This is a genomic window from Pantoea sp. V106_11 (assembly GCF_029967885.1).
GTDB lineage: Bacteria > Pseudomonadota > Gammaproteobacteria > Enterobacterales > Enterobacteriaceae > Pantoea > Pantoea ananatis.
This window is the reverse complement of the sequence record NZ_JASCAK010000030.1, coordinates 277,670-303,382: the sequence shown is the minus strand read 5'-3', so window position 1 is coordinate 303,382 and position 25,713 is coordinate 277,670. Positions and strand designations below refer to the sequence as shown.

At 57.9% G+C, this 25,713-nt stretch carries 19 protein-coding genes; 9 read left to right on the top strand and 10 right to left on the bottom strand.

The features are described from left to right. Positions 1-33 precede the first annotated feature (33 nt). The 3 genes from pepA to QLG08_RS15130 all read left to right on the top strand — a co-directional run bounded on the left by pepA (position 34) and on the right by QLG08_RS15130 (position 4,934). Positions 34-1,545: a leucyl aminopeptidase gene (gene pepA / locus QLG08_RS15140; RefSeq protein ID WP_013024392.1), complete on the top strand. Its 1,512-nt coding sequence runs from the start codon at positions 34-36 to the stop codon at positions 1,543-1,545. A gap of 69 nt (positions 1,546-1,614) precedes the next feature. Beyond that, positions 1,615-2,073, top strand: coding sequence for a DNA polymerase III subunit chi (locus QLG08_RS15135; protein ID WP_013024391.1), 459 nt, complete (start codon positions 1,615-1,617; stop codon positions 2,071-2,073). 5 nt (positions 2,074-2,078) lie between these two features. Further along, positions 2,079-4,934, top strand: a complete 2,856-nt coding sequence (locus QLG08_RS15130; RefSeq protein ID WP_088900619.1) for a valine--tRNA ligase — start codon at positions 2,079-2,081, stop codon at positions 4,932-4,934. A 48-nt stretch (positions 4,935-4,982) separates the two neighbouring features. Here QLG08_RS15130 and QLG08_RS15125 read toward each other — a convergent pair whose 3' ends face one another. Further along, positions 4,983-5,651, bottom strand: a complete 669-nt coding sequence (locus QLG08_RS15125) for a hypothetical protein (protein WP_227022885.1) — start codon at positions 5,649-5,651, stop codon at positions 4,983-4,985. A 602-nt stretch (positions 5,652-6,253) separates the two neighbouring features. On the opposite strand from QLG08_RS15125, the gene QLG08_RS15120 reads away from it, so the two are divergent. Next, a complete protein-coding gene (locus QLG08_RS15120; protein ID WP_238493259.1) occupies positions 6,254-6,790 on the top strand; it encodes a GNAT family N-acetyltransferase in 537 nt (178 codons plus the stop codon). A 5-nt stretch (positions 6,791-6,795) separates the two neighbouring features. Here QLG08_RS15120 and miaE read toward each other — a convergent pair whose 3' ends face one another. Both miaE and rraB read right to left on the bottom strand, forming a co-directional pair. Beyond that, positions 6,796-7,557, bottom strand: a complete 762-nt coding sequence (gene miaE, locus QLG08_RS15115) for a tRNA isopentenyl-2-thiomethyl-A-37 hydroxylase MiaE (protein ID WP_238493260.1) — start codon at positions 7,555-7,557, stop codon at positions 6,796-6,798. Positions 7,558-7,613: 56 nt separating this feature from the next. Then, positions 7,614-8,036 (bottom strand): ribonuclease E inhibitor RraB, encoded by a 423-nt coding sequence (gene rraB / locus QLG08_RS15110; protein ID WP_013024385.1) that lies wholly within the window; start codon positions 8,034-8,036, stop codon positions 7,614-7,616. Positions 8,037-8,199: 163 nt separating this feature from the next. Here rraB and argF point away from each other — a divergent pair, with 163 nt between their 5' ends. From argF to ridA, 4 genes are all read left to right on the top strand, one after another. Further along, a complete protein-coding gene (argF, locus tag QLG08_RS15105) occupies positions 8,200-9,207 on the top strand; it encodes an ornithine carbamoyltransferase (protein ID WP_014606726.1) in 1,008 nt (335 codons plus the stop codon). A 245-nt stretch (positions 9,208-9,452) separates the two neighbouring features. After that, positions 9,453-10,388, top strand: coding sequence for an aspartate carbamoyltransferase (pyrB, locus tag QLG08_RS15100; RefSeq protein WP_013024383.1), 936 nt, complete (start codon positions 9,453-9,455; stop codon positions 10,386-10,388). An 11-nt stretch (positions 10,389-10,399) separates the two neighbouring features. Then, entirely contained in the window at positions 10,400-10,864 is a 465-nt protein-coding gene (gene pyrI / locus QLG08_RS15095) for an aspartate carbamoyltransferase regulatory subunit (protein ID WP_013024382.1), read from the top strand. Between the two features lie 82 nt (positions 10,865-10,946). Further along, complete coding sequence (ridA, locus tag QLG08_RS15090; RefSeq protein ID WP_014606727.1) at positions 10,947-11,333, top strand: 2-iminobutanoate/2-iminopropanoate deaminase; 387 nt, start codon at positions 10,947-10,949, stop codon at positions 11,331-11,333. Positions 11,334-11,380: 47 nt separating this feature from the next. Here ridA and QLG08_RS15085 read toward each other — a convergent pair whose 3' ends face one another. Then, entirely contained in the window at positions 11,381-12,025 is a 645-nt protein-coding gene (locus QLG08_RS15085) for a cysteine hydrolase family protein (protein WP_015701081.1), read from the bottom strand. 133 nt (positions 12,026-12,158) lie between these two features. Here QLG08_RS15085 and QLG08_RS15080 point away from each other — a divergent pair, with 133 nt between their 5' ends. Next, positions 12,159-13,127 (top strand): helix-turn-helix domain-containing protein, encoded by a 969-nt coding sequence (locus QLG08_RS15080; RefSeq protein ID WP_088900618.1) that lies wholly within the window; start codon positions 12,159-12,161, stop codon positions 13,125-13,127. An 11-nt stretch (positions 13,128-13,138) separates the two neighbouring features. On the opposite strand, the gene lplT is transcribed toward QLG08_RS15080, so the two are convergent. From lplT to QLG08_RS15050, 6 genes are all read right to left on the bottom strand, one after another. Beyond that, complete coding sequence (lplT, locus tag QLG08_RS15075) at positions 13,139-14,338, bottom strand: lysophospholipid transporter LplT (RefSeq protein ID WP_238493263.1); 1,200 nt, start codon at positions 14,336-14,338, stop codon at positions 13,139-13,141. Next, positions 14,335-16,485, bottom strand: a complete 2,151-nt coding sequence (gene aas / locus QLG08_RS15070; RefSeq protein WP_238493264.1) for a bifunctional acyl-ACP--phospholipid O-acyltransferase/long-chain-fatty-acid--ACP ligase — start codon at positions 16,483-16,485, stop codon at positions 14,335-14,337. Before aas ends, lplT begins: the two co-directional genes overlap by 4 nt. A 96-nt stretch (positions 16,486-16,581) precedes the next feature. Next, positions 16,582-17,967 (bottom strand): efflux transporter outer membrane subunit, encoded by a 1,386-nt coding sequence (locus tag QLG08_RS15065; protein WP_116197715.1) that lies wholly within the window; start codon positions 17,965-17,967, stop codon positions 16,582-16,584. A gap of 3 nt (positions 17,968-17,970) precedes the next feature. After that, on the bottom strand, positions 17,971-21,072 hold the full coding sequence (locus QLG08_RS15060; RefSeq protein WP_238493265.1) for an efflux RND transporter permease subunit: 3,102 nt from the start codon (positions 21,070-21,072) through the stop codon (positions 17,971-17,973). Continuing rightward, a complete protein-coding gene (locus QLG08_RS15055) occupies positions 21,069-24,272 on the bottom strand; it encodes an efflux RND transporter permease subunit (protein ID WP_238493266.1) in 3,204 nt (1,067 codons plus the stop codon). The genes QLG08_RS15060 and QLG08_RS15055 overlap by 4 nt, the downstream gene beginning before the upstream one ends. After that, the gene (locus tag QLG08_RS15050; protein WP_110286547.1) at positions 24,269-25,492 is read right to left on the bottom strand and encodes an MdtA/MuxA family multidrug efflux RND transporter periplasmic adaptor subunit; all 1,224 of its coding nucleotides are present in this window, start codon (positions 25,490-25,492) and stop codon (positions 24,269-24,271) included. The genes QLG08_RS15055 and QLG08_RS15050 overlap by 4 nt, the downstream gene beginning before the upstream one ends. Positions 25,493-25,713: the final 221 nt, after the last annotated feature.

Below are 25,713 nucleotides of genomic sequence, written 5' to 3'. Positions count from 1 at the left end.
AGCGGCCGTTGTCTTTAAGATTCAGGAGAGTGCATGGAGTTCAGTGTAAAAAGCGGTAGTCCGGAAAAACAGCGCAGTGCATGCATTGTAGTTGGTGTTTTCGAACCGCGTCGTCTGTCACCGATTGCCGAGCAACTGGATAAGATCAGCGACGGCTATATCAGCGCCCTGCTGCGCCGCGGTGAACTGGAAGGCAAAGTGGGCCAGACGCTGCTGCTGCATCATGTGCCGAATATCCTGTCAGAGCGTATTCTGCTGATTGGCTGCGGTAAAGAGCGTGAGCTGGACGAGCGCCAGTACAAGCAGGTGATCCAGAAAACCATCAACACGCTGAATGACACTGGCTCGATGGAGGCCGTGTGCTTCCTGACCGAGCTGCACGTCAAAGGGCGTAATACCTACTGGAAAGTGCGTCAGGCCGTCGAAACCTCGAAAGAGGCGCTGTATAACTTCGACCAGTTGAAGAGCAACAAAGCGGAGCCTCGTCGTCCCCTGCGTAAGCTGGTGTTTAACGTGCCGACGCGCCGTGAACTCACCAGCGGTGAGCGCGCCATTCAGCACGGGCTGGCGGTGGCCGCCGGTGTGAAAGCGGCAAAAGATTTGGGCAACATGCCACCTAACATTTGTAATCCTGCGTACCTGGCATCTCAGGCGCGCCAGCTGGCGGATGCCTACAGCAAGAACATCACGACCCGCGTGATTGGCGAGCAGCAGATGAAAGAGCTGGGCATGAACGCCTACCTCGCGGTGGGCGCGGGATCGCATAATGAATCCCTGATGTCGGTCATTGAGTACAAAGGCAACCCGGATACCGACGCGCGCCCGATTGTGCTGGTTGGTAAAGGGCTGACGTTTGACTCCGGCGGTATCTCCATCAAGCCTGCGGACAGCATGGATGAGATGAAGTACGACATGTGCGGCGCGGCCTCGGTTTATGGCGTGATGCGCATGGTCGCCGAACTGAATCTGCCGCTGAACGTGGTGGGCGTGCTGGTCGGCTGCGAGAACATGCCGGACGGCAAATCCATGCGTCCGGGTGACGTGCTGACCACCATGTCCGGTCAGACGGTTGAAGTGTTAAATACCGATGCTGAAGGCCGCCTGGTGCTGTGTGATGCGCTGACCTACGTGGAACGGTTCGATCCGGAAGTGGTGATTGACGTTGCCACACTGACCGGCGCCTGCGTCATTGCCCTGGGTCATCACGTCAGCGGACTCTTGTCGAACCACAATCCGCTGGCGCATGAACTGATTGGTGCCTCGGAGCAGTCTGGCGACCGCGCCTGGCGTTTACCGATGGCCGATGAGTATCAGGAACAGCTGGAATCCAATTTCGCCGATATGGCGAACATTGGCGGCCGTCCGGGTGGGGCGATTACCGCCGCTTGCTTCCTGGCCCGTTTTGCGCGCAAATATAACTGGGCGCATCTGGACATCGCCGGTACCGCCTGGCGTTCAGGCAAGGCCAAAGGCGCCACCGGTCGTCCGGTGCCGATGCTGTCGCAGTTCCTGTTGAATCGTGCTGGCCTGAACGGCGACGATTGATCGTACGGACCACCGAACCCATCGGGGCGGAGCTTACTCCGCCCTTCTTTTCTTTAAACAGGCAATTCGATGAAAAACGCAACCTTCTACGTGTTGGAAACCGATGCATCCAGCGATGGCTTAAGCGCCGTTGAAGCGCTGGTGTGCGATCTGGCGGAAACACGCTGGCGGGCCGGTAAGCGGGTGCTCATCGCCTGTGAAGATGAGCAGCAAGCCATTCGGCTTGATGAGGCGCTGTGGCAGCGCCCCGCCAACGCCTTTGTGCCGCACAATCTCGCCGGGGAAGGTCCGCGCTACGGCGCACCGGTTGAGCTGGCATGGCCGCAGCGTCGGGGCAATTCGCCACGCGACCTGCTGATCAGCCTGCTGCCGCAGTTCGCAGATTTTGCTACTGCTTTCCATGAAGTGATAGACTTCGTTCCTTACGAAGACGCTCTCAAACAGCTGGCGCGCGATCGCTACAAAGCGTATCGCAGCGTTGGCTTCCAATTGAATACGGCAACGCCGCCACAGCCGCAAACGACATAGCAGAAATGGATAAGACATATAACCCGCAAGATATCGAGCAGCCGCTTTACGAGCATTGGGAAAAGCAGGGCTACTTCAAACCGAATGGCGACACCAGCCAGGAAAGCTTTTGCATCATGATCCCGCCGCCGAACGTCACCGGTAGCTTGCACATGGGTCACGCCTTCCAGCAAACCATCATGGACACCATGATCCGCTACCAGCGCATGCAGGGCAAAAATACCCTGTGGCAGGCCGGTACCGATCACGCAGGCATCGCCACCCAGATGGTGGTTGAGCGCAAGATCGCCGCAGAAGAAGGCAAAACCCGTCAGGATTACGGTCGCGATGCGTTCATCGACAAAATCTGGCAGTGGAAAGCTGAATCGGGCGGCACCATTACCCGCCAGATGCGCCGCCTGGGCAACTCGGTTGACTGGGAGCGCGAGCGTTTCACCATGGACGATGGCCTGTCTAATGCGGTGAAAGAAGTGTTTGTGCGCCTGTACAAAGAAAACCTGATCTACCGTGGCAAGCGCCTGGTGAACTGGGATCCGAAGCTGCGTACGGCAATCTCTGACCTGGAAGTGGAAAACCGCGAGAGCAAAGGCTCGATGTGGCACATCCGTTATCCGCTGGCCGATGGCGCGAAAACTGCCGACGGTAAAGATTATCTGGTCGTCGCGACCACCCGTCCGGAAACCCTGTTGGGTGATACCGGCGTGGCGGTAAACCCGGAAGATCCGCGTTACAAAGATCTGATCGGTAAATTTATCATGCTGCCGCTGGTTAACCGCCTGATTCCTGTGGTGGGCGATGAGCACGCCGACATGGAAAAAGGCACCGGCTGCGTGAAAATCACCCCGGCGCATGACTTTAACGACTACGAAGTGGGCCGTCGTCATAAGCTGCCGATGATCAACATCCTGACCTTCGACGGCGATATCCGTGAAAGCGCCCAGGTTTATGACACCAACGGCGAAGCCAGCACCGCTTACAGCGACGCGATTCCTGCTGCGTTCCAGAAGATGGAGCGTTTTGCCGCCCGTAAGGCCATCGTGGCTGCGGTAGACGAGCTGGGCCTGCTGGAAGAGATCAAACCGCATGATCTCACCGTGCCTTACGGCGACCGTGGCGGCGTGGTCATCGAGCCGATGCTGACCGATCAGTGGTACGTGCGTACGGCACCGCTGGCAAAAGTCGCGGTTGAAGCGGTTGAGAATGGCGATATTCAGTTTGTACCGAAGCAGTATGAGAACATGTACTTCTCCTGGATGCGTGATATTCAGGACTGGTGTATTTCCCGTCAGCTGTGGTGGGGCCACCGTATTCCGGCCTGGTATGACAACGACGGCAACGTTTATGTGGGTTGTACCGAAGACGAGGTTCGCGCCGAGAACAACCTGGCCGCCGATGTGGCGCTGCGCCAGGACGATGACGTGCTGGACACCTGGTTCTCATCCGGCCTGTGGACCTTCTCGACGCTGGGCTGGCCGGAAAATACCGAAGCACTGCGCACCTTCCACCCCACCAGCGTGCTGGTGAGTGGCTTCGACATCATCTTCTTCTGGATTGCCCGCATGATCATGCTGACCATGCACTTCATCAAAGATGAAAACGGCAAGCCGCAGGTGCCGTTTAAAACCGTCTACATGACCGGTTTGATCCGCGACGAAGAAGGCCAGAAGATGTCGAAATCCAAGGGTAACGTGATTGACCCACTGGATATGGTTGACGGCATTTCGCTGGAAGATCTGCTGGAAAAACGCACCGGCAACATGATGCAGCCGCAGCTGGCGGAAAAAATCCGCAAGCGTACCGAGAAGCAGTTCCCGAACGGCATTGAGCCATCAGGTACCGATGCCCTGCGCTTTACGCTGGCGGCGCTGGCCTCAACCGGCCGTGATATCAACTGGGACATGAAGCGACTGGAAGGTTATCGCAACTTCTGTAACAAGCTGTGGAACGCCAGCCGCTTTGTGCTGATGAACACCGAAGACCAGGACTGCGGTCAGAACGGCGGCGAGATGACGCTGTCGCTGGCGGATCGCTGGATTCTGACCGAGTTCAACCACACGGTAAAAGCCTACCGTGAGGCGCTGGACAGCTATCGCTTCGATATCGCTGCCAACATCCTGTATGACTTCACCTGGAACCAGTTCTGCGACTGGTACCTGGAGCTGACTAAGCCGGTCATGAACAGCGGCAGTGAATCCGAGCTGCGCGGCACGCGCCATACGCTGGTTCATGTACTGGAAGCGCTGCTGCGCCTGGCGCACCCGATCATTCCGTTTATCACGGAAACCATCTGGCAGCGCGTGAAAGGCCTGAAAAACATCAGCGATGACACCATCATGCTGCAGCCGTTCCCGCAGTTTGATACGGCGAAAGAAGATGCCGAAGCCAAAGCCGACATCGAGTGGATGAAGCAGGCGATCATCGCGGTCCGTAATATCCGTGCGGAGATGAACATCGCGCCCAGCAAGCTGCTGGATGTGCTGCTACGCGACTGCTCTCCGGCGGCCCAGCGCCGCGTTGAGGCCAACCGTAACTTCCTGTCACGCCTGGCGCGACTGGAAAGCCTGACCATTCTGCCTGCGGGCGAGAAAGGCCCGGTGTCGGTGACCAAAATCGTGGAAGGCGCCGAGCTGCTGATCCCGATGGCGGATCTGGTGGATAAAACCGCCGAGCTGGAGCGCCTGGCCAAAGAGCTGCTGAAGCTGGATGTGGAAATCGAGAAGATCCAGACCAAGCTGGCTAACGAAGGCTTTGTGTCCCGTGCCCCGGAAGCGGTCGTCGCCAAAGAGCGCGAGCGCGTCGCCGAGATGGAACAGTCAAAAACCAAACTGATCGAACAGCAGGCCGTCATCGCCGCGCTGTAATCGTACAGCTTCGTGTTTGCTACAGCCCACGCTTTGGCGTGGGCTTTTTTATGGCTTCACATTGACCTCATCGGGCAGGAGCGTTTTCAGTACCGCCGCCGTCGTCACCTTATCGCCCTTAATCAAGAGACAGTTCTGGCTCATGCCAACCAGGTCCGTTTTGGCTTTCTCATCAGCCTGCCACAGTAAGGCATTCCTTTTCAGCGCCCTTTGCCTGAGCGCCTTTAAGCGTGCCGGGCAGATCAGGTGGGTTTCGCCGTTGGTAAATGCCTCGATGCCTGTAATCAAACGTGCATCGCCCATCGCTTTACTGGGCCCCCAGACCGACGCGGGAAAGTAATAGGCCGGGAAGTCTTTCGAGGGCACGGAAAACACCTTTTCGTGCCAGGACGCCATGCCGACGATTTCAATCGCACGCTGATTAATCTGCACCAGCTGAACAGAAAACAGCGTAAACACGCCGATGACCAGACCAGGTGAAAACGCCAAAATGGGTTTGAAGCCATGATGCGCTTTTATTTTATTGGTCAAGAGTGAGAACAGTGCCGGCATAAAGAGCAGCAGATATAAACCGGTAATAATAAAATACTGCGGCAGGGTATTTTTCGCTGAGAAATAAATATCGCCCTGCAGTAAAAACAACAGCGGTAGAAAAGAGACCAGGGATACAAACACGGCGTAAATAACGTAACGAAGATTGATGACAACCACGTTCAAGCTTATTTCCGCCAGACAAAATTTTCTTTTAAGGCGGGTGCTTAAGTCGTTATTCGCCGACCGCATGCGCTTCAGCCTGGCAAGCAACTGGCGGTGATGTTGCTGCCGAAGCCGATTAACTCGGTGATTAACCAAACTGTGTACGCCTGTGGCCACGGCACCTGCCGCGGATAATATCAGCCAGGCATCTGAACTTTCTCCAAAATAGATCGCTGTAAAGGCTGTAAGAAAGGCGCTAAAGGCGGTTATTGCGCAGCAGCCTTCGTTATAGCGCCGCGTCGGGCGAGCTTTTTTGCCCTTTTGCAAGGCGGATAATGAACAGAGCCCGGAGGGAATAAGTAACGTGACCGAAAATACGCTGAAAAACAGTATCGAGGTGATAAGGACAGCAATAACGCCAGCCACATTATTTATTATCAGCGGAAAAACATCCGGCCTGCCAATCCATTGAAAATATGCCCAGACGTTGATAAAGCCGACAATAATAAAGAAAGGGAAAAGGTCTTTAATGGTTTTAAAACTGAAACGGGAAAACACGTTATACGCCTCCATGCACGGTGAACATTATTGCTTTTGCCCGACGATAATGCTATTTCTGACGCATGTCTAACCTGATTCCGTCACGCTACCCCGTTATGATCCCTGATACTCAGCCGCAACCCTTGCTGCGTCCTATCGTCGCCGACGACAATCCTTATATCGCCCGGGTGATCCGCGACGTTTCTGCGGAATTTGGCCTGACGGCGGACAAAGGCTATACCGTGGCCGATCCCAACCTGGACCAGCTTTATGAACTTTACAGCGCCGGGCACAGCGCCTACTGGATTGTGGAACATCAGGGAAAAGTGATGGGCGGCGGCGGCATTGCCCCTCTCGCCTGCAGTGCGCCGGATATCTGTGAGCTGCAAAAGATGTATTTCCTGCCGGGCATCCGTGGCCTCGGCGTGGCGCGTGAACTGGCGCTTTTAGCCATGGCGCACGCGCGTCAGCGGGGCTTTCGCCGCTGCTATCTGGAAACCACCGGCAGCTTAACCCGCGCCATTAAGCTCTATGAATCGCTGGGTTTTGCCCGCATCGACCATGCGCTGGGCTGTACCGGACATGGTGACTGCGAGTTCAGGATGCTGAAAACGCTGTAATGCGCTTAAAACGCCGGAACACCGCTGTGAAAGCGCAGCTCCGTGTCCGGTTCACTGATTAGCCTGGCCTCCGCTTCCCCAATCGCCCGCACGCGCGCCGAAATGTCTTTCGGTGAGATCTGCGCGGCCAGCGCCAGGTAATCCTGGTAATGCCGGGCTTCTGAACGCAGTAGCGAGATATAAAACTTCTCTAATTCGCTATCCAGATAAGGCGCCAGGCTGGCAAAGCGTTCGCAGGAACGCGCCTCAATATAGGCACCGCAAATCAGCTTATCCACCAGCGTATCGGGTTCGTGTGTGGTCACTTCACGCAGCAGGCCTTTGGCGTAACGGCTTGAGGTGATTTTCTGATAGATCAGCCCGCGCGCCTGCATAATTTCCCACACCTGATAAAAGTGATGCAGCTCTTCTTTAATCAGCAGCACCATTTTCTCAACCAGATCGTCCGCCCAGGGAAGCTCGTTACGCACAATAATGGCTTTGGTCAGATTTTTATGGGCGTTGATAAAATCGCTGTCGCCGTCCTCGCGGAAGATAAAATTCTCGTAAGGCTTCAGCCACGCCAGAATCCGGTCACCGCTGGGTTTGTCGGCAACGTATTTGCGGATCAGCCACACGGCGGTCTGGGCCGCTTTCAGTTCGCATACCAGATGGTCAGTGAGCAGCAGGGTCAGGTTTTCCGGTTTACGCGCCTCAAGGATCCAGGACTGAGGCGTGCGGCAGAGCAAAAACTGATGTATCGGTTCAAGTAAAGGTGCGTAATTCATGGATGTCAGACAGGGCCGGAGAACAGGAAAGGCGGAGCAGGCTCCGCCGGTGTTGATTAGTGGCGAATGCCGTTGTCGTCTTCGTCGATCGCCTCGCCGTCGTCTTCGTCATCATCCTGGGCGTTCGGGTCTTCGAAGTAGGTACCCCAGCCGTCATAGTCGACGTTGTATTTGGCTACCAGGTTCACCAACTGCTCCACCTGGGCATCAATCAGCTCCGCTTTCAGCGCGCCTTCGCTGAGGATGTCCACACACATCACGGTAGTGCCGTCTTCCAGCTCCAGCTCTTCTGGCTCGGTGACTTCATAGCCCAGTTTAAAGGCGTCCACCGCCGCTTTTTCCAGCGAGTCGAAGTTATTACAGGAGAGATGGTGCTCAATGGTATAGAGCGCATCGGGATCGCTGCCATCCTCTAACAGTTCTTCGATGATCAGCCGCGTCTCTTCACGCTGCTCTTCCAACAATGCTTCAAATGCCATGGCGATATCCTCTCTGAGTTCGGCAATAAGTGATTATTTTCCCATACTGCCTGTCGCGCCACTACACAAAACAGAAAAGATTATTCTCGTCAGGGTTGAAAATGCATATTCATACGGTTAAATTGAATTTTAATTCATTATAAACCCCGTACCGGAGTGCTGTATGAGTCAGTTGTATCAACGTCATTTCCTCAGGCTGCTGGATTTTACCCCGGCTGAGATTGACTACTTGCTTACCCTGTCCGCCGAATTAAAACGCGCAAAAAAAACCGCCAGTGAAACCCAGTACCTGAAAGGCAAAAACATCGCGCTCATCTTCGAAAAAGACTCGACCCGTACCCGATGCTCTTTCGAAGTTGCCGCTTACGATCAGGGGGCAAACGTCACTTACCTCGGCCCAAGCGGCAGCCAGATCGGCCATAAAGAGTCGATGAAAGACACCGCGCGCGTGTTAGGCCGCATGTATGACGGTATTCAGTATCGGGGTTACGGTCAGGCACTGGTCGAAACCCTGGCGGAACATGCTGGCGTGCCGGTGTGGAACGGCCTGACCACCGAATTCCACCCAACGCAGCTGCTGGCCGATCTGCTGACCATGCAGGAGCATCTGCCAGGCAAGCCGCTCAGTGAGATGACCCTGGTGTACGTGGGCGATGCTCGCAACAATATGGGTAACAGCATGCTGGAAGCGGCGGCACAGGTTGGCTTAGATCTGCGTATGGTCGCGCCGCAAAGCTGCTGGCCGGAAGCCGACCTGGTGGCCCAGTGCCGTCAGGTTGCCGAACAGACAGGCGGCAAAATCACCCTGACGGCAGATATTGCCGAGGGCGTGAAAGGCGCCGATTTCATCTATACCGACGTCTGGGTTTCCATGGGTGAAGCCAAAGCAGTGTGGGAAGAACGTATTGCCCTGCTGCGCGACTATCAGGTCAACCACGCGATGCTCGCGCTGACCGGCAATCCGCAGGTGAAATTCCTGCACTGCTTACCGGCCTTCCATGACGATCAGACCACGCTGGGCCGTCAGATGGCGGAACAGTATGACCTGCAGGATGGCATGGAGGTCAGCAATGACGTCTTTGAGTCGGCGCACAGCATCGTATTCGACCAGGCGGAAAACCGGATGCACACCATTAAAGCGGTGATGGTGGCCACGCTGGGACAGCGCTAATCGAGTTGCCGCAAACGTTTACCTGTGGCGCGATTTTTCCTTGATGCGCATGCCTGATGGCGTATAATGCGCCACAATTTGCCGGAGGAAACATGCAACAGCATCGTGCACAATGTGACGCGCTACCTCGCCTCAACGCAGGCGGCACCGCTGTTTCTTTCCGTCATCGAACCGATCTTAAAAAAGCCCCTTTCTAAGGGGCTTTTTTTTGTCCGCAATCCGGCCGCGCCGCAGAGGAGAGAGCTATGGCTAACCCGCTATATCGCAAGCATATCATTTCAATTAACGATCTCAGCCGCGACGAGCTGGAGCTGGTCCTGCACACCGCTGCGCAGCTTAAAGCACATCCCCAGCCGGAACTGCTGAAACATAACGTGATCGCCAGCTGCTTCTTTGAGGCCTCGACCCGCACCCGGCTGTCGTTTGAAACCGCCATCCATCGCCTGGGCGCCTCTGCGGTGGGCTTCGCCGATGGCAGCAATACGTCACTGGGTAAAAAAGGGGAAACCTTGGCCGATACCATTTCGGTTATCAGCACCTACGTGGATGCCATCGTGATGCGTCATCCGCAGGAGGGCGCCGCGCGGCTGGCCACTGAGTTTTCCAACGGCATCCCGATTCTGAATGCCGGAGACGGCGCAAATCAGCACCCAACGCAAACGCTGCTGGACCTGTTCACCATTCGTGAAACCCAGGGGCGCCTCAGCAACCTGAACGTGGCGATGGTGGGTGACCTGAAATATGGGCGCACCGTGCACTCTCTGACCCAGGCGCTGGCGAAGTTTGACGGCAACCGCTTCTTCTTTATCGCCCCGGATGCGCTGGCGATGCCGGCGTATATTACCGATATGCTGGACGAGCAGAATATCACCTGGTCACGTCACGACAGCTTTGAAGAGGTGATGCCGGATCTGGATATTCTCTACATGACCCGGGTGCAAAAAGAGCGGCTTGACCCTTCAGAATATGCCAACGTCAAAGCGCAGTTTATTTTACGCGCCGCAGACCTGAACGGTGCGCGCGACAACATGAAGGTGCTGCACCCGCTGCCGCGCATCGATGAAATCACCACCGACGTGGACAGCACGCCGTACGCCTGGTACTTCCAGCAGGCCGGTAACGGCATCTACGCACGCCAGGCTTTACTGGCACTGGTTTTAAACAGCGACACCGCCCTGTAAGGAGTGACAGTATGAGCCAGGATAACAAACTGCAGGTCGAAGCCATCAAAAACGGCACGGTTATCGATCACATCCCTGCGCAGGTAGGCTTTAAGCTCCTGTCGCTGTTTCGCCTGACCGAAACCGACCAGCGCATCACCATCGGCCTGAATCTGCCGTCGGGGGAGATGGGCCGCAAAGATTTGATTAAGATCGAGAACACCTATCTCACGGAAGATCAGATCAATCAGCTGGCGTTTTATGCGCCGCACGCCACCGTCAACCGCATTGATGACTATGAAGTGGTGGCCAAGATCGCCCCTGCGCTACCGGATCGCATCGATCGGGTGCTGACCTGCCCGAACAGCAACTGCATCAGCCGCAGCGAACCGGTGTTCTCCAGCTTCGCCGTGAAGCACCGCGCCGATGAGGTACACCTCAAGTGTAAATACTGTGAGAAAGAGTTCGCCCGTCATGTGGTATTGGGTCACTTTTAATCGGCCCTGCCGCGCTTATAATGAACCGCGTTTTATGGCGGGCAGCGCCTTTGCTGCCCCGGCCTTACTCTAAGGAGAAATGATGTCTCGTGAAATCAGTACGGAAAAAGCCCCAGCGGCTATCGGCCCCTACGTGCAGGGCGTTGATCTCGGCAGCATGATCATCACCTCGGGTCAGATTCCGGTGAACCCGGCCACGGGCGACGTTGCTGAAGACGTATCGGCACAGGCGCGCCAGTCGCTGGAAAACGTGAAGGCGATCGTCGAAGCGGCGGGCCTGAAGGTTGCCGATATCGTGAAAACCACGGTATTCGTGAAAGATTTGAATGACTTTGCGACCGTAAACGCCACCTACGAAGCCTTCTTTACCGAGCACAATGCGCCCTTCCCGGCGCGCTCCTGCGTGGAAGTGGCCCGTCTGCCCAAAGATGTGAAGATTGAGATTGAAGCGATCGCGCTGCGTCGCTGAATCTGACCGCGCACGGCACTGACCGTGCGCGTTTTTGCACACTGCCCTTACCTTTCCTGGTATAGCACTCCCCGCGCCCGTTGATTTGAGCGGTAAAGCGTATCACGCACCGGCAACATACCATTGTCCACGCACGTCAGCCACTGCTGGGTTGAAAGCACCGCCGCAAAATTTGACTGCAATACCACACAAAATACCCGATGGATCTCTTCTGCGCTCGCCTGTCCTGCCTGATTCTTATATGGCAGCGATCCGCTGGCATCATGAAGATATTCTACGGCGGTTCCCCTGTGCCAGGCGTGGTTAATGGTGGAGGCATTACAGTTGTGGGTCATGTAACCCGTAACGGTAAGCGTATTAATATCGCGCTCTGCCAGCCACTCCGCCAGTTGCGTGCCGGCGTAGGCGCTGGCACGGGATTTTTTTAGCAGAAGATCGTGCGGACGTGAAGCCACGGTGGGATGCAGTTGCCAGCCGTCGCTGTCTACCGCAAACAAGGGGGCATCAGCAGGCGAGGTCTGCTGCACCACAATCACCGGGATCCCCGCCTCACGCGCCTTATCCATGACAAGACCAATATTGGTCAGCGTTTCATCAGGGCTGGGATATTCTAGTGGAAGATTGCCGCTAAAATACTCATTCTGAACATCAATTACGATCAAGGCGCGCTTTGCGGTGAAGGTTGTGACCATTAGCAGAACTCCTCTGAAAATGCCGGGCTGACGGTGCGCCAGTCCTCTCACCCCATCTTCCCCCGTAGCCGGAATGCGGTATAGTGGCCCGAAAGACAATAAACGAAATAATCGGGCCAATATGGAAACCAGGATGCCACCCAGCACTATCGCCGTTTTGGCGTTTAACGGTATAAGTCCTTTTCACCTTTCAGTGCCTTGCCTGGTGTTTGAAAACCGTGCCGGTGAAGGTTTACCTGCCTTCGATCTGCGCGTCTGTGCCGTGGATGCTGACGAAAATGCTAAGCTGCGCACCGTCGCGGGTTTTACGTTACATAGCGATCTGACGCTTGAGGATGCCATGCAGGCCGAGGTGTTAATCGTCCCTTCCTGGCGCAGCGCAACGGAACGTCCACCCGAGTCCATGCTGAATGCGGTGCGAACGGCCTGGCAGCGCGGGGCAACGGTGGTCGGCCTGTGCCTGGGCGCCTATGTGCTGGCGGAAGCCGGGCTGCTTGATGGACAGCAAGCCACCACGCACTGGAGCGCAGTGGCAGATTTTTCGCAGCGCTATCCGCAGATCACATTACTGCCTGACGTGTTGTATCTGGATGCGCATGACGGGCGACTGGTGACGTCGGCCGGCACCGCAGCAGGGCTCGATTGCTGTCTGCATTTAGTACGCCGCTGGTATGGCGCAGAGGTGGCGAACCAGATTGCACGGCGGCTGGTCGTTGCGCCCCACCGTCAGGGCGGCCAGGGGCAGTATATTGAACAGCCCCTGCACCATCAGCCGGGCGGAGACCGTTTATCGGATTTATTGAACTGGATGGTGGCGAACCTCGCTGAGCAGCATACGCTTGATGCACTGGCGCAGCGAGTGTCCATGAGCCGGCGAAACTTCACCCGACGCTTTCGTGAACTGACGGGAATGACGGTCAACCAGTGGCTGCTGGGCCAGCGTCTTGCGTATGCTCAACGTTTGCTGGAAAGCACGCGCCAGCCGATCGAAAACGTGGCGCAACAGTCAGGCTTTGGCAGTGCGGTATCCTTGCGCCAGCACTTTAACAGGACTTTCAAGACCTCGCCGGGAGCCTGGCGTAACTTGTTTAGCCGCGACTGACTGCGAGAATGTTACATTTTAGGACGCCACAGCCACAGCCACAGCCACAGCACGGCAATCGCCAGTGCAAACAGTGCGCCGAAGCCCATGCCGGTCGCCACCGCGGGCGCGCCAGCCCGAATGGCTAAGGTATACAGCCCAAGCATCACCAGCATGGCGGTGTTTTCAACGAGGTTCTGTACCGCGATGGCATTACCGGATCCCACGCTCTGTTTGCCCCGCTCCTGCAGCAGCGCGTTAAGCGGAACCACGAAGAAACCGCCGAGTACGCCAATCACTAACAGCAGCAGGTAAGCATTCAGCAGCGTATGTTGCAGCGAGAAAATCACCACCACGATCCCAATCAGCACACCGGCAGGCATACAGCGGCGCACGGTCTCCAGCGTAACCAGCCTTGCCGCCAGCGCCGCGCCCACGACGATACCGACCGCCACCATGGCATTCAGCGTGGTCGGGGTTTTGTTATCCTGGATCCCCAACGCCACCGGCACCCATAATACCAGCAGAAAACGCAGCGTGACGCCTGCGCCCCAGAACATGCTGGTCCCGAGCAGGGAGAAACGCGTTTCAGCGTTGTTCCACAGTACGCGCGTTGCGGCAATAAAGCTGCGCAGCATGGCCGCGAAGTTCCAGCTCTGGCCGGGACGCGCGGCGTGCAGTTTAGGGATAAACAGGTTCGCCGTTACCGCCACGGCATAGGTCAAGGCACAGACCGCCAGCGCGGCAACCAGGTTCCAGTCAGCCAGGATGCCGCCCGCCACCGAGCCCAGTAAGATCGCCGCAATGGTGGAAGCTTCCATCAGCCCGTTGGCTTTGACCAGCTTCTCGTCATGGGCGATTTCCACAAGAATGCCGTATTTGGCGGGCGAATACGCCGCCGCGCCGATCCCCACCAGGGTGTAACCCAGGAAGGGATTGAAGCCAAAGCAGATGATCATCGCACCCAGTAGCTTCAGGCTGTTGGCGAACATCATGACCCGCCCTTTGGCAAAGCTGTCCGCCATCTGCCCCACAAACGGGGCCAGCAGGATATAGGTTGCCACAAACAGCATCTGCAGGATCGGCTGGCTCCAGTCGGGATAGAACTGGTTTTTTAATAATGCCAGGGTGGCAAACAGCAGGGCATTATCGCCGAACGCGGAGAAAAACTGCGCCACCATTACCGCTATCATGCCGCGCGACAATAACGGCGCATCACGTTCTACGATCATGCCTGTTCCTCTTCCGCCATGTTTTTCAGCGTGACATAGTCAGGTTTACCACTGCCCAGGAGGGGCAACGTTTTTACCACGCGAATGTCGCGAGGTACGGCCAGCTCGGCAGCCCCCAGCTCACGCGCGGCTTTTTGCAGGCTCTCGCGTGCCAGTTCGCTGTCGGTAGTAAACAGCACCAATGCTTCACCCCGATTACCGTCAGGGCGCAGCGAGGCCGCATGCTGTTTATCCGAAGAGGCCTTCAGGGCAATCTGCTCGACCACCTCCAGTGACACCATCTCACCGGCTATTTTGGCAAAGCGTTTGGCTCGCCCCTGAATCTGGCAGAAGCCGCCCTCATCAAAGCTGACGATATCGCCGGTATCGTACCAGCCCGCTTCACTCTGGCCTTCACCGTTATCAGCGGCCGGGGTTTCCAGCACGCCGGGGTTCTCGACCCGCAGATAGCCCTTCATGATGTTGGGGCCACGCAGCTGTAGCTGCCCGCCGTTTTCGATGCCCGGCACCGACATCAGGCGAGAATCCATTCCCGGCAGGATACGGCCCACGGTATGCGCTTTCGCGGCCATCGGCACGTTGATCGCCACCACCGGCGCGCATTCGGTGACGCCATAGCCTTCCAGAATACGAATGCCGTACTTGTCCATATACAGCTGGCGCGTGGTTTCCTGCAACTTCTCTGCCCCGGCCACCACGTAGCGCAGTCGCGCAAAGTCATAGGGCTGGGCAAAGCGGGCATAGTTACCCAGGAAGGTGGAGGTTCCAAACAGGACGGTGCAGTTACGGTCGTAAACCAGCTCCGGCACGATTCGGTAGTGCAGCGGGCTGGGATAGAGAAAGACCTGCGCCCCGGTCATCAGCGGTGTAAACAGCCCCACGGTCAGGCCAAAAGCATGAAACAGCGGCAGGGCCGACATAAAACGGTCGCGCGGCGTAAAGTCTGCCACGGTACGGATCTGTTCAACGTTGGCCAGCAGGCTTTTGTGCGAGTGCACCACGCCTTTGGGATGGCCTTCCGATCCCGACGTAAACAGCACCATCGCGGCCTCTTCAGGCTGTTGCGCCACCTGGGCCTGGCGCGGCGCGATCAGATGCGCCAGTATCCAGAGCTTGTCTTTGAGCGTGACGGTATCCTTCAGATCTTCCAGGTAGATCCACTGTACCTCTGTCAGGCCCTGCGGCAGGTGCCACAGGTTGCCCTTGTCCAGAAACTGGCGGGACGTGAACACGGTTTTCACTTTTGATGCGGTCAGCGCCGCGCGCATGCCGCTTACGCCAGCGGTATAGTTCAGCATCGCAGGCACGCGCCCACGCAGGGAAGCGCCCAGGATAGCCGCCGCGGTGACCGTGGCGTTAGGCAGCAGCAGCCCTACGTACTCGTTGGGCTGACTGTAACGCTCCAGAATCCGTCCGACGCCCAACGCTTTTTTCAGTAAACCGGTATAGCTGTCCGGTTTGAAATTCGCATCTTCAATGCAGCGTTTAAACGCGCCGTAGCGCTGGCGGGCATTGAGAAAGGCCTCAAACAGAGTTTCCCGTGGGCGCACGGCCATGCGTGCTTCCATCATAATGTGATGCAGGTGTTCACCGGCCAGCACGCGACGATCACGGGCGCGTTTCGCTTCAGGCATCGGAATATGGGTGCCGGGTAAAATGCTGAGTGTGATGCGCGGAAACAAACGACGCTTAAAGACGCCCGCCAGGCGACCAAACGGCGTAAACTCCGCGCCTTCAATGCGCATCGGCACCACGGTGGCACCAGATTTTGCCGCGACAAATCCGGCCCCGCTGTAAATTTTCATCAGCGATCCGGTGACGGTAATACGGCCTTCCGGGAAAATGACCACCGGACGCCCGCTGTCGATCAGCCGCACCAGCTGCTTCAGCCCCAAGGGTTTAGTGGGATCGAGCGGAACAAAATCCACGTACGGCTTGATGAGACGTAAAAACCAGTGCTCGCTGATCGACGAGTAAATCGCAAAAACCGGTTTGATGGGCAGAAACAGCGCCAGCAGCGCCCCATCCAGAAACGAGGTGTGATTCGGGGTAATCAGCACCTTCTGCTTATGCAGTTCAGCGAGATCGCCCCGGAGTTCAACCCGCCACAGCAGGCGGAATACCAGGCGGAAAAAGGTGAATAACATGCCGGCTCCTTAGCATCTTAAAAATAGCCACTCACGATGCAGGATTTAGCCGTAATCGACAACTGATTATTGGCAGATTTCAGCGCTATGCCGCCTTCATGGTGCGGTATGCCAGCCGCCGCCCAGCGCCGCGATCAGCGCCACGCTACTGACCCACTGGGTGCTTTTCAGCGTCAGTAAACTTTGTTGCGCGCTCAGGCTGCTGTTTTCGGTTGTCGCCACATCCAGATAGTCAATCATCCCGGCCTCATACTGATTGCGTGTTACCTGCGCCGAAGTCTGCGCGGCGGCGGTGGCGCGCTGCTGTGCGGCGATTTCGCCCTGCAGCGTGTTCAGTTCCACCAAGCGGTCTTCGACATCCTGCATCGCCGTCAGCACCGTCTGTCGATAGTTCGCCACGCTGGCATCGTAGGCAGCGCGGGCCTGATCCACACTGGCCGAGGTGGCGCCAAAGTCCAGCAGCGAGCCGCTCAGCTCGGGTCCCAGCGACCAGACACGGTTAGGTAACGCGAACAGGTTATGCAGCGCAGAGGCGCTCACGCCGCCGCTGGCGCTGAGGGTGAGATCGGGATAGTACCCGGCGGTGGCAACTCCGATCGCCGCGTTGGCTGCCGCCATTTTACGCTCGGCCATGGCGATATCGGGACGGCGCTGCAGCAGTTCGGCCGGTAAGCCGCCGGGAATCGCCGGTAAGGTTGCCGTCAGGGTTGCGGCAGGCAGGCTGAAATCCGCAGGCGCTTTGCCCACCAGCAGGGCGATCGCATGTTCCATCTGGGCGCGTTGCCACTGATAATCCTGGGCCGAGGCGCTGGCGCTCTCCAGCTGTTGCTGCGCCTGAGCCACCGTGGCACGGGATTCCGTTCCCGCCTGATACTGGTTCTGTATCACGCTCAGATAGCGCTGATAGGCGGCGATGCTCTGCTGATACAAACCAATTTTTTCGTCCATGATGCGCAACTGGAAGTAGTCTTCCGCCAGCTCGGTCTGGGCGCTCAGGGTGATATTGGCGAGTTCCGCTGCGCTGGCCTGCGCGCTGGCCCGATCCTCTTCCCGTGTCCGACGCAGTTTGCCCCATAAATCCAGCTCCCAACTGGCATTCAGCGCCGCCTGATGGCTGCTGCTGGTGGTGCGCGTGCTGTCAGTGTGGCTGCCGCTCCGCGTCGTACTGGCGTCATAATCCAGGGTGGGAAACAGCGCCGCCCGGGACTGCGCCACCAGCGCCTGCGCCTGGCGATACTGCGCCGCGTATTCAGCCACATTCTGGTTAGAGAGGCTGACCTGACTGAGCAGGCTGTTTAGCGTGGCATCCTGGTACACCGACCACCATTCGCCCTTGTGCCGATCGTCCTGGGGCGTCGCCTGCTGCCAGCCTCTGGCCTCTTTGTAGTGAACCGGCATCGCCATCAAAGGGCGTTGGTAATCGGGGCCAACAGTACAGCCGCTCAACAGCAGCACCAGCACGGCCGGAAGACGTGATTTCATGATTCAGGTTCCCGCATGGCGCAGACGACGCCATTGACGTTGGGTGGCACGGCTCAGGCGATCGAGCCACAGATAAATAACCGGTGTGGTAAACAGCGTCAGCAGCTGGCTCAGCGCTAAGCCCCCGGCGATGGCAATGCCGAGCGGGCTGCGTAAGTCGGCATCACCGCCGCTGCCCAACGCCAGCGGCAGCGCCCCGAAGAACGCGGCCAGCGTGGTCATCATAATGGGGCGAAAACGCATCAGGCAGGCCTGGGTAATCGCCTGCTGCGGTGAAAGGCCAAGCCGCCGCTCGGCATCAATGGCAAAGTCGATCATCATAATCGCGTTCTTTTTTACGATACCGATCAACAGGATAATGCCGATCAGCGCGATCACCGTGAGCTGAGTATTGGTCAGTAACAGCAGCAGCAGCGCGCCCACGCCCGCCGAGGGCAATGTCGACAGAATCGTCAGTGGATGAATATAGCTCTCATACAGCACGCCCAGAACGATATAGACCGCCACCAGCGCCGCCACAATCAGCCACGGCATCGTGGCGGTCAGTTGATTAAATTCGGCCGCTGTTCCGGCATAGCCCGCCTGAATGGTTGAGGGCAAGCCAATCTGGGCCATCGCCTGTTTGATCAGCGCCTCCGCCTGCTCCAGCGAGACGCCGTCATTCAGGTTAAAGGCCACGGTGCTGGTAGCTGACTGCCCCTGATGCGTCACCGTCAGCGGGGCATTGCCGCCCGTGAAGCTGACAAAGGCCGACAGCGGAATGCGGTCGCCGCTGTCGTTAATGACGAACAGCTGCTGCAATATCGACGGATCGCGGGTATCGCTGTCCTGCAGCGACATCACCACGTGATACTGATTGAGCGTATGGTACAGCGTGGCAATCTGCCGCTGGCTGAACGCGTTATTCAGCATCGTGTCCAGCATCTTCACATTCACCCCCAGCCGGGTGGCCTGGTCGCGGTCGATCGTCAGCATCACTTCCTGACCGCCGGTTTGCGCATCGGAATCAACGCTGTTGAGCTGCGGAATCGCCGCCAGTGCCGCCTGGACTTTAGGCGTCCACTCGCGCAGCAGGGCCAGATCGTCCGCCTGCAGGCTGTACTGATAGGTGGCATTGGCACTGCGCCCGCCGATGTGCAGATCCTGCGCCGCCATCAGAAACAGCTGCGCGCCGGGGATCTTACTGGTTTTCTGGCTTAAGCGGTTAGCCACCTGGCTGGCCGTGGCATCACGCTTGTCAAAAGCTTTAAGCCGGACAAAAAAGTCGGCGTTATTGCGCGAGCCAAACATCCCGCTGCCCATGGATGACATCACGCTTTCAACGGCAGGATCGGACCGAATGATGTTGGTGAACTGCAGCATCTTCGGCTTCATCGCCTGAAACGAAATATTCTGATCCGCCCGTAAGGCCCCCATCAGCAGGCCCGTATCCTGTTCGGGGAAAAAGCCTTTCTGCACCACCGTATAGAGAAACAGGTTAAGCAGCACGGTGAGCAGCAGGCTAAGCAGGGTCAGTTTCTGATGGCGCATGACCCAGTTGAGACCGCGCGAGTAGGCCGCAAGCGCGTGGTTTAACTGATTTTCAATCCACTGATAGAGCGGATGCGGGCGCTTGCTCACGTTGGGTTTCGGTTTCAGCAGCCGCGCGCAGAGCATCGGCGTCAGGCTCAGCGAGACAAACATCGAAATCACCAGGGAAACGGTTAGCGTGATCGCAAACTCGCGAAACAGTCGCCCCAACAGGCTGCCCATCAGCAGGATGGGAATAAACACGGCAATCAGCGAGATCGTCATCGACAGCACGGTAAAGCTGACTTCACGCGCACCGCGGATGGCCGCACGCAGCGGGCGCTGGCCGGCTTCAATATGGCGGGTGATATTTTCCAGCACCACGATGGCGTCATCGACCACGAATCCCGTGGCGATGATCAGCGCCATCAGCGACAGGTTATCCAGGCTGTAACCCAGCAGGTACATCACCGCACAGGTTCCGATCAGCGAGACCGGTAGCGCCAGGGCCGGAATGATCACCGCCTGCAGGTTGCGTAAAAAGACAAACACCACCGCAATCACCAGCAGCACCGCAATCAGCAGCGTTTCTTCGGTATCGTATAGCGAGGCGCGCACGCCGGGCGAACGGTCCACCACCACCTTAAGCTGAGTATCGGCAGGCAGATCTTTTTCCAGGGCAGGCAGGCGGGCTTTGATGGCATCGATGGTGTCCAGCATGTTGGCGCCCGCCTGGCGCTTGATGCCCACCATGACCGCCGGTTGGGCATTGAGGAAGCCGGCCTGATAGCGGTCCTCTACCGAATCGTACACGCTGGCGACGTCGCCCAGCCGCACGACATTGCCCTCTTTGTTGCTGATAATCAGGTTGCGATAGCTGGCGGCTTTGTCCAGTTGGCCATTGCCGTCCACCATCCACGACTGGCTGCTGCCCTGCAGCGAGCCTTTAGGCAGCGTGGTGGTGCTGTTGGCCACCGCGCTGCGCACCGTATCCAGCGAAATACCCGCGTGGATGAGCTTAAGCGGCTGCAGATCGATGCGGACCGCAGGCAGCGCGCTTCCCATTAATGACACGTCGCCCACGCCCTTGATCTGCCCCATCGCCTGCTCGATTTTACTTTCGGCCAGATCGTAGAGTTCACCCGGCGAGCGGGTGGCGGAGGTCAGCGCCAGCATGACAATCGGCGCATCCGAGGGGTTGGCTTTGTGGTAGGTCGGCAGCGATGCCATCGCGCTTGGCAGCAGGCTGCGTGCCGCGTTGATCGCCGCCTGCACGTCGCGTGCCGCGCCGTTGATATCCCGGTTAAGTTCGAATTGTAAAATGATGGTGCTGGAGCCCTGCGAGCTGTTTGAGGTCATCTCGGTGATACCGGCAATCTGCCCCAGCGAGCGTTCCAGCGGCGTGGCAACCGTTGCCGCCATGGTTTCCGGGCTGGCACCGGCCAGGCTGGCATTAACCATAATAGTCGGGAAATCCACCTGCGGCAGCGGGGCCACCGGCAACAGGCGGTAGCCCAGCACGCCAAGCAGCAGAATCGCCATCGTCAGCAGCAGCGTGGCGACCGGGCGTAAGATAAACAGCCGGGTCAGGTTCATTGCCCGCTCCGCGCCTGTTGCTGACGGCGTTTCACCCAGGCATTGCCGCGCTGGGCAATCCCATCAAACCACAGATAGATCACCGGCGTGGAGAACAGCGTCAGTACCTGGCTGACGATCAATCCGCCGACAATCACCAGCCCCAGCGGCTGCCGCAACTCGGCACCCGATCCGGACGCGAGCATCAGCGGCAGTGCGCCCAGCAGCGCCGCCATGGTGGTCATCAGTATCGGGCGGAAACGCAGCAGACAGGCCTGATGAATGGCTTCCCGGGGGGAGAGATGCTGCTTGTTTTCGGCCTCCAGCGCAAAATCGATCATCATGATGGCGTTCTTCTTCACGATGCCGATGAGCAGAATCACCCCGATCAGCGCAATCAGGCTGAACGCCGTATTCGCCAGCAACAGGGTTAACAGCGCCCCGACCGCCGCTGAGGGCAGCGTCGAGAGGATCGTCACCGGATGGATGAAGCTTTCATACAGAATGCCCAATACCACATACATCGTCAGCAGGGCCGCCAGTATCAGCCACAGCGTGTTACCTGTGGCGCTCTGAAACGCCGAGGTTTCTCCCTGATAGCGCAGCGTAATCGCCGAGGGCAGCTGCAGCTGTGCAGTCACTTTGGTAATGGCGTTCTGCGCATCTTCCAGCGAATAGCCGTCATTGAGATTGAAGGAGATCATCACCGCCGGAAACTGATTCAGCCGCATGTGCATCAGCGACCCGGTCCGTTGATGGATCGTGGCGATGGCGGTCAGCCTGACCATGCCGCTGCTGGTGGTTGTGGCCGTGCTGGTGGCGGTTGAGGCTGATGAGGTATCCGGGCTGCTGTTGGCAGACGTGCTGTCTGATGCGGTGCTGGACGTGCTGGCAGAGGGTTTCAGATACACATCGTCGAAAGCGGCCGGGCTTTGCTGGTATTGCGGAGCGACTTCCAGCACCACGCGATACTGATTCGACTGGGTAAAGATCGTCGAGACCAGCCGCTGTCCAAACGCGCTGTAGAGCGCGGTATCAACGTCCGCTGCGGTCACGCCCAACCGCGCGGCTTTGTCCCGGTTCAGCTCGACATAAGCCACCTGGCCCTGATCCTGTAGGTTACTTACCACGCCGTTGAACTCTGGCCGTTTCTGCAAGGCCGCCACCAGTTTCGGCGACCAGGTCACCAGGTCTTCGCTGTTGGCATCGTCAAGGGTGAACTGATACTGGCTCGGCGTGACCTGATCGTTAACCGTCAGATCCTGTGCTGGTTGCAGATAAAGCTGAATGCCGACCACGCGCGTTGCCGCCTGCTGCAGCTGTTTGATGATTGCACCGGCTTTGTCGTCGCGTTGACCAAAGGGCTTCAGGTTGATCTGCAACCGACCGCTGTTCAGGCTGGTGTTGTTGCCGTCAATACCGATGGTCGAAGAGACGCTCTCAACCGCCGGATTTTGCATGATCACCGCAGACAGCGCCTGCTGGCGCTTCGCCATCTCGGTAAAAGAGACGTCCTGCGTGGCCACGGTCACGCCCTGAATCAACCCGGTATCCTGAGTTGGGAAGAAGCCTTTGGGGACAAGGATATACAGCAGCGCGGTGAGAGCAAAGGTCGCCAGCGCCGCCAGCAGCGTCAGTTTCTGATGATCCAGCACCCGGGTCAGCAGGCGGTCGTACCCGCGAATCAGCCAATCAAAAACCTCGCCGCCTTTGCGCGCGAAACGGGACTGCTTCTCGGGCGGAACAAAGTGCAGCAGGTAAGCACACAGCATCGGCGTTAAGGTCAGCGAGACCAGCATTGAAACCAGAATGGATACCGCCAGCGTGATGGCAAACTCGCGAAACAGGCGCCCCACCACATCGCCCATAAACAACAGCGGAATCAGCACCGCAATCAGGGAAAAGGTCAGAGAGATGATGGTAAAGCCAATCTGCTGCGATCCCTTTAACGCCGCCTCCAGCGGTGGCTCCCCTGCTTCCAGCCGCCGGGAAATATTCTCGACCACCACGATCGCGTCGTCGATCACAAAACCGGTGGCAATCGTCAGCGCCATCAACGACAGGTTATTGAGGCTGAAGCCGGCGAGATACATCACGCCAAAGGTTCCCACCAGCGAAAGCGGTACCGCCACGCTGGGGATCAGCGTGGCCGCCACGTTACGCAGGAACAGAAAGGTCACCATCACCACTAGCGCAATGGAAAGCATCAGCTCAAACTGGACATCGCGGATGGAGGCGCGAATGGTTTGGGTACGATCGGACAGGATGGTCATTTTCACGCCGTCGGGCAGCGCGGCCTGCAGCGTGGGCAACTGCGCCTTGATGCTGTCCACCACCTGGATGACATTCGCCCCCGGCTGGCGCTGCACGCCGATCACGATGGCCGGGTGGTTGTTGGCCCAGGCAGACTGAAAGCTGTTCTCCGGTCCCTGCTCAATATGGGCGATGTCCTTCAGCCTCAGGGCGGCGCCGTTCTGGTAGGTCAGAATCAGGTTGCCGTATTCGGCGGCGGTGCGCAGCTGGTCGTTGGCGTCAATGGTGACGGAGTGATAGCGGCCGTCAAATCCGCCCTTGGAGCCTTTGACGTTGCTGTTGCCGATAAGCGTATTCACGTCTTCCAGCGTCAGGCCATGGGCCGCCAGCGCCTGAGGGTTCATCTGCACGCGAATTGCCGGTTGGTGACCGCCCGCGAGCGTTACCATGCCCACGCCGGAAATTTGCGAGAGCTTGAGCGCAACGCGGGTATTCACCAGGTCCTGAACCTGCGTCAGCGGCAGAGTATCCGAGCTGGCAGCTAAGGTGATGACCGCACTGTCGGCCGGATTGACCTTTTTATAGGTGGGCGGCGTGGGCAGATCGGTCGGCAGCAAATTATTGGCGGCGTTGATGGCGGCCTGCACCTCCTGCTCGGCCACATCCAGCGACAGATCCAGGCTGAACGTCAGGGTGATGATCGACGATCCGCCTGAGCTGGTCGAGCTCATCTGGCTCAGGCCTGACATCTGTCCCAGTTGGCGCTCCAGCGGTGAAGTTATCGTCGATGCCATTACGTCCGGGCTGGCACCGGGATAGAGCGTTGTCACCTGAATAGTTGGGTAATCGACCTGCGGCAGCGCCGACGTTGAAAGAAACCGGTAAGCAAACAGGCCAGCGATCAGCACGCCCGCCATCAGCAGGATGGTGGCGACCGGACGCAGAATAAAGAGGCGTGACGGGTTCATTGTGCCTCAGCCGGTGGGGTCGGTTGGGTGCTGTCCGCGACCGAAACTTTACTGCCGTTGGTCAGGCGATCGATCCCTTCCGTGACCAGACGGTCGCCAGGCTTCACGCCCTGCAGAATAGCCTGCCACGTCTCACCGTAAGCCGGACCTGCCGTAACCGGCTGGCGCGTCACGGTGTTGTCTTTATTGATGATAAAAACAAAGCTGCCGTCGCTGCTCAACTGTAACGCCTGCGCCGGAATAATGGTGGCGCCTTTCAGCACGCTGGTTTGCAGGCGTAGGTTCACAAACTGGTTGGCGTACAGCGCCTCGTCGTCGTTAGCGAACATGGCTTTCAGCGTAATGGTGCCGGTCGCCGTGTCGATCTCGTTGCTGATAAATTTCACCTGCCCCTGACTCAGGGCATGCTGGTTATCCTGATCGAAGGCGGTGGCGGGCAGTGTCCGATCGTGATGAAGGGCTTTTACCAGCGTCGGGATATGACTTTGGGGCACGCTAAAAGTAACGGCGGCAGGCTGCATCTGGGTAATGGTCACCAGCCCGGTCGTGGAGGCACTCTGAATCATATTGCCCGGATCGACCTGACGCAGCCCTACCCGACCACTGACGGGTGCGGTGATGCGCGCATAGCCAATATTCAGCCTGGCGCTGGCAATCTGGGCCTGATCGGCAGCCACTGCGCCGCGATACTGTCCCACGGTCGCGATTTGCGTATCTAAATCCTGGCGGGACAGCGAGTCCTGGGCCGCCAGTTTACGGTAGCGTGCCAGCGTCAGTTCGGCACTTTTCAGCAACGCCATATTTTCGCTGAGCTCCCCCTGATACTGATTCAGCGTGGCCTCGTAGCTGCGGGGATCGATCTGCGCCAGCAGCTGGCCCGCTTCAACCTTCTGCCCTTCGGTGAAGTAGACCTTCTCCAGTTGACCGTCTACCCGGCTGGTGACCGTTACGCTGGCATTGGGGATCACCGTACCCAGCGCGTAGAGATAGACCGGCACATCGGCGGTGCTGGCGGTGCCGCTGTGAACCAGCGTCGTGCCGCCTTTCAGCATACCAGGGCCGCCATGGCGTCCGGCATGACCGCGCGCGGGCAGGGTGCCACCTGCGCCTTTATGGCCCATCAGTCGCCATGCCACGGCGGCAACGATTAACAGCGCAATGAGCAGAAGCAGCCATTTCAGCCAGCGGGAACCATGGGTACGGGGAGCGTGAGTAGTCATCGAACTCTTCAGGTAAACAGGGATAAAAGAAATCCTCCGGATGGGAGGTATCGTCGAAACGGCATCTGCAAAGATTATCGGCTACTTGTGTTACGACTTTCCATCGCCAAACCGTAAGGGTTGCGTTAAGAAACCTTACCAGTCCCCTGCCCACGGGGTGGACCTGCACGAATAACAGGGGCTGGCGGCCGGAATAGTGGGCAAAAAAAACCCACGCATCT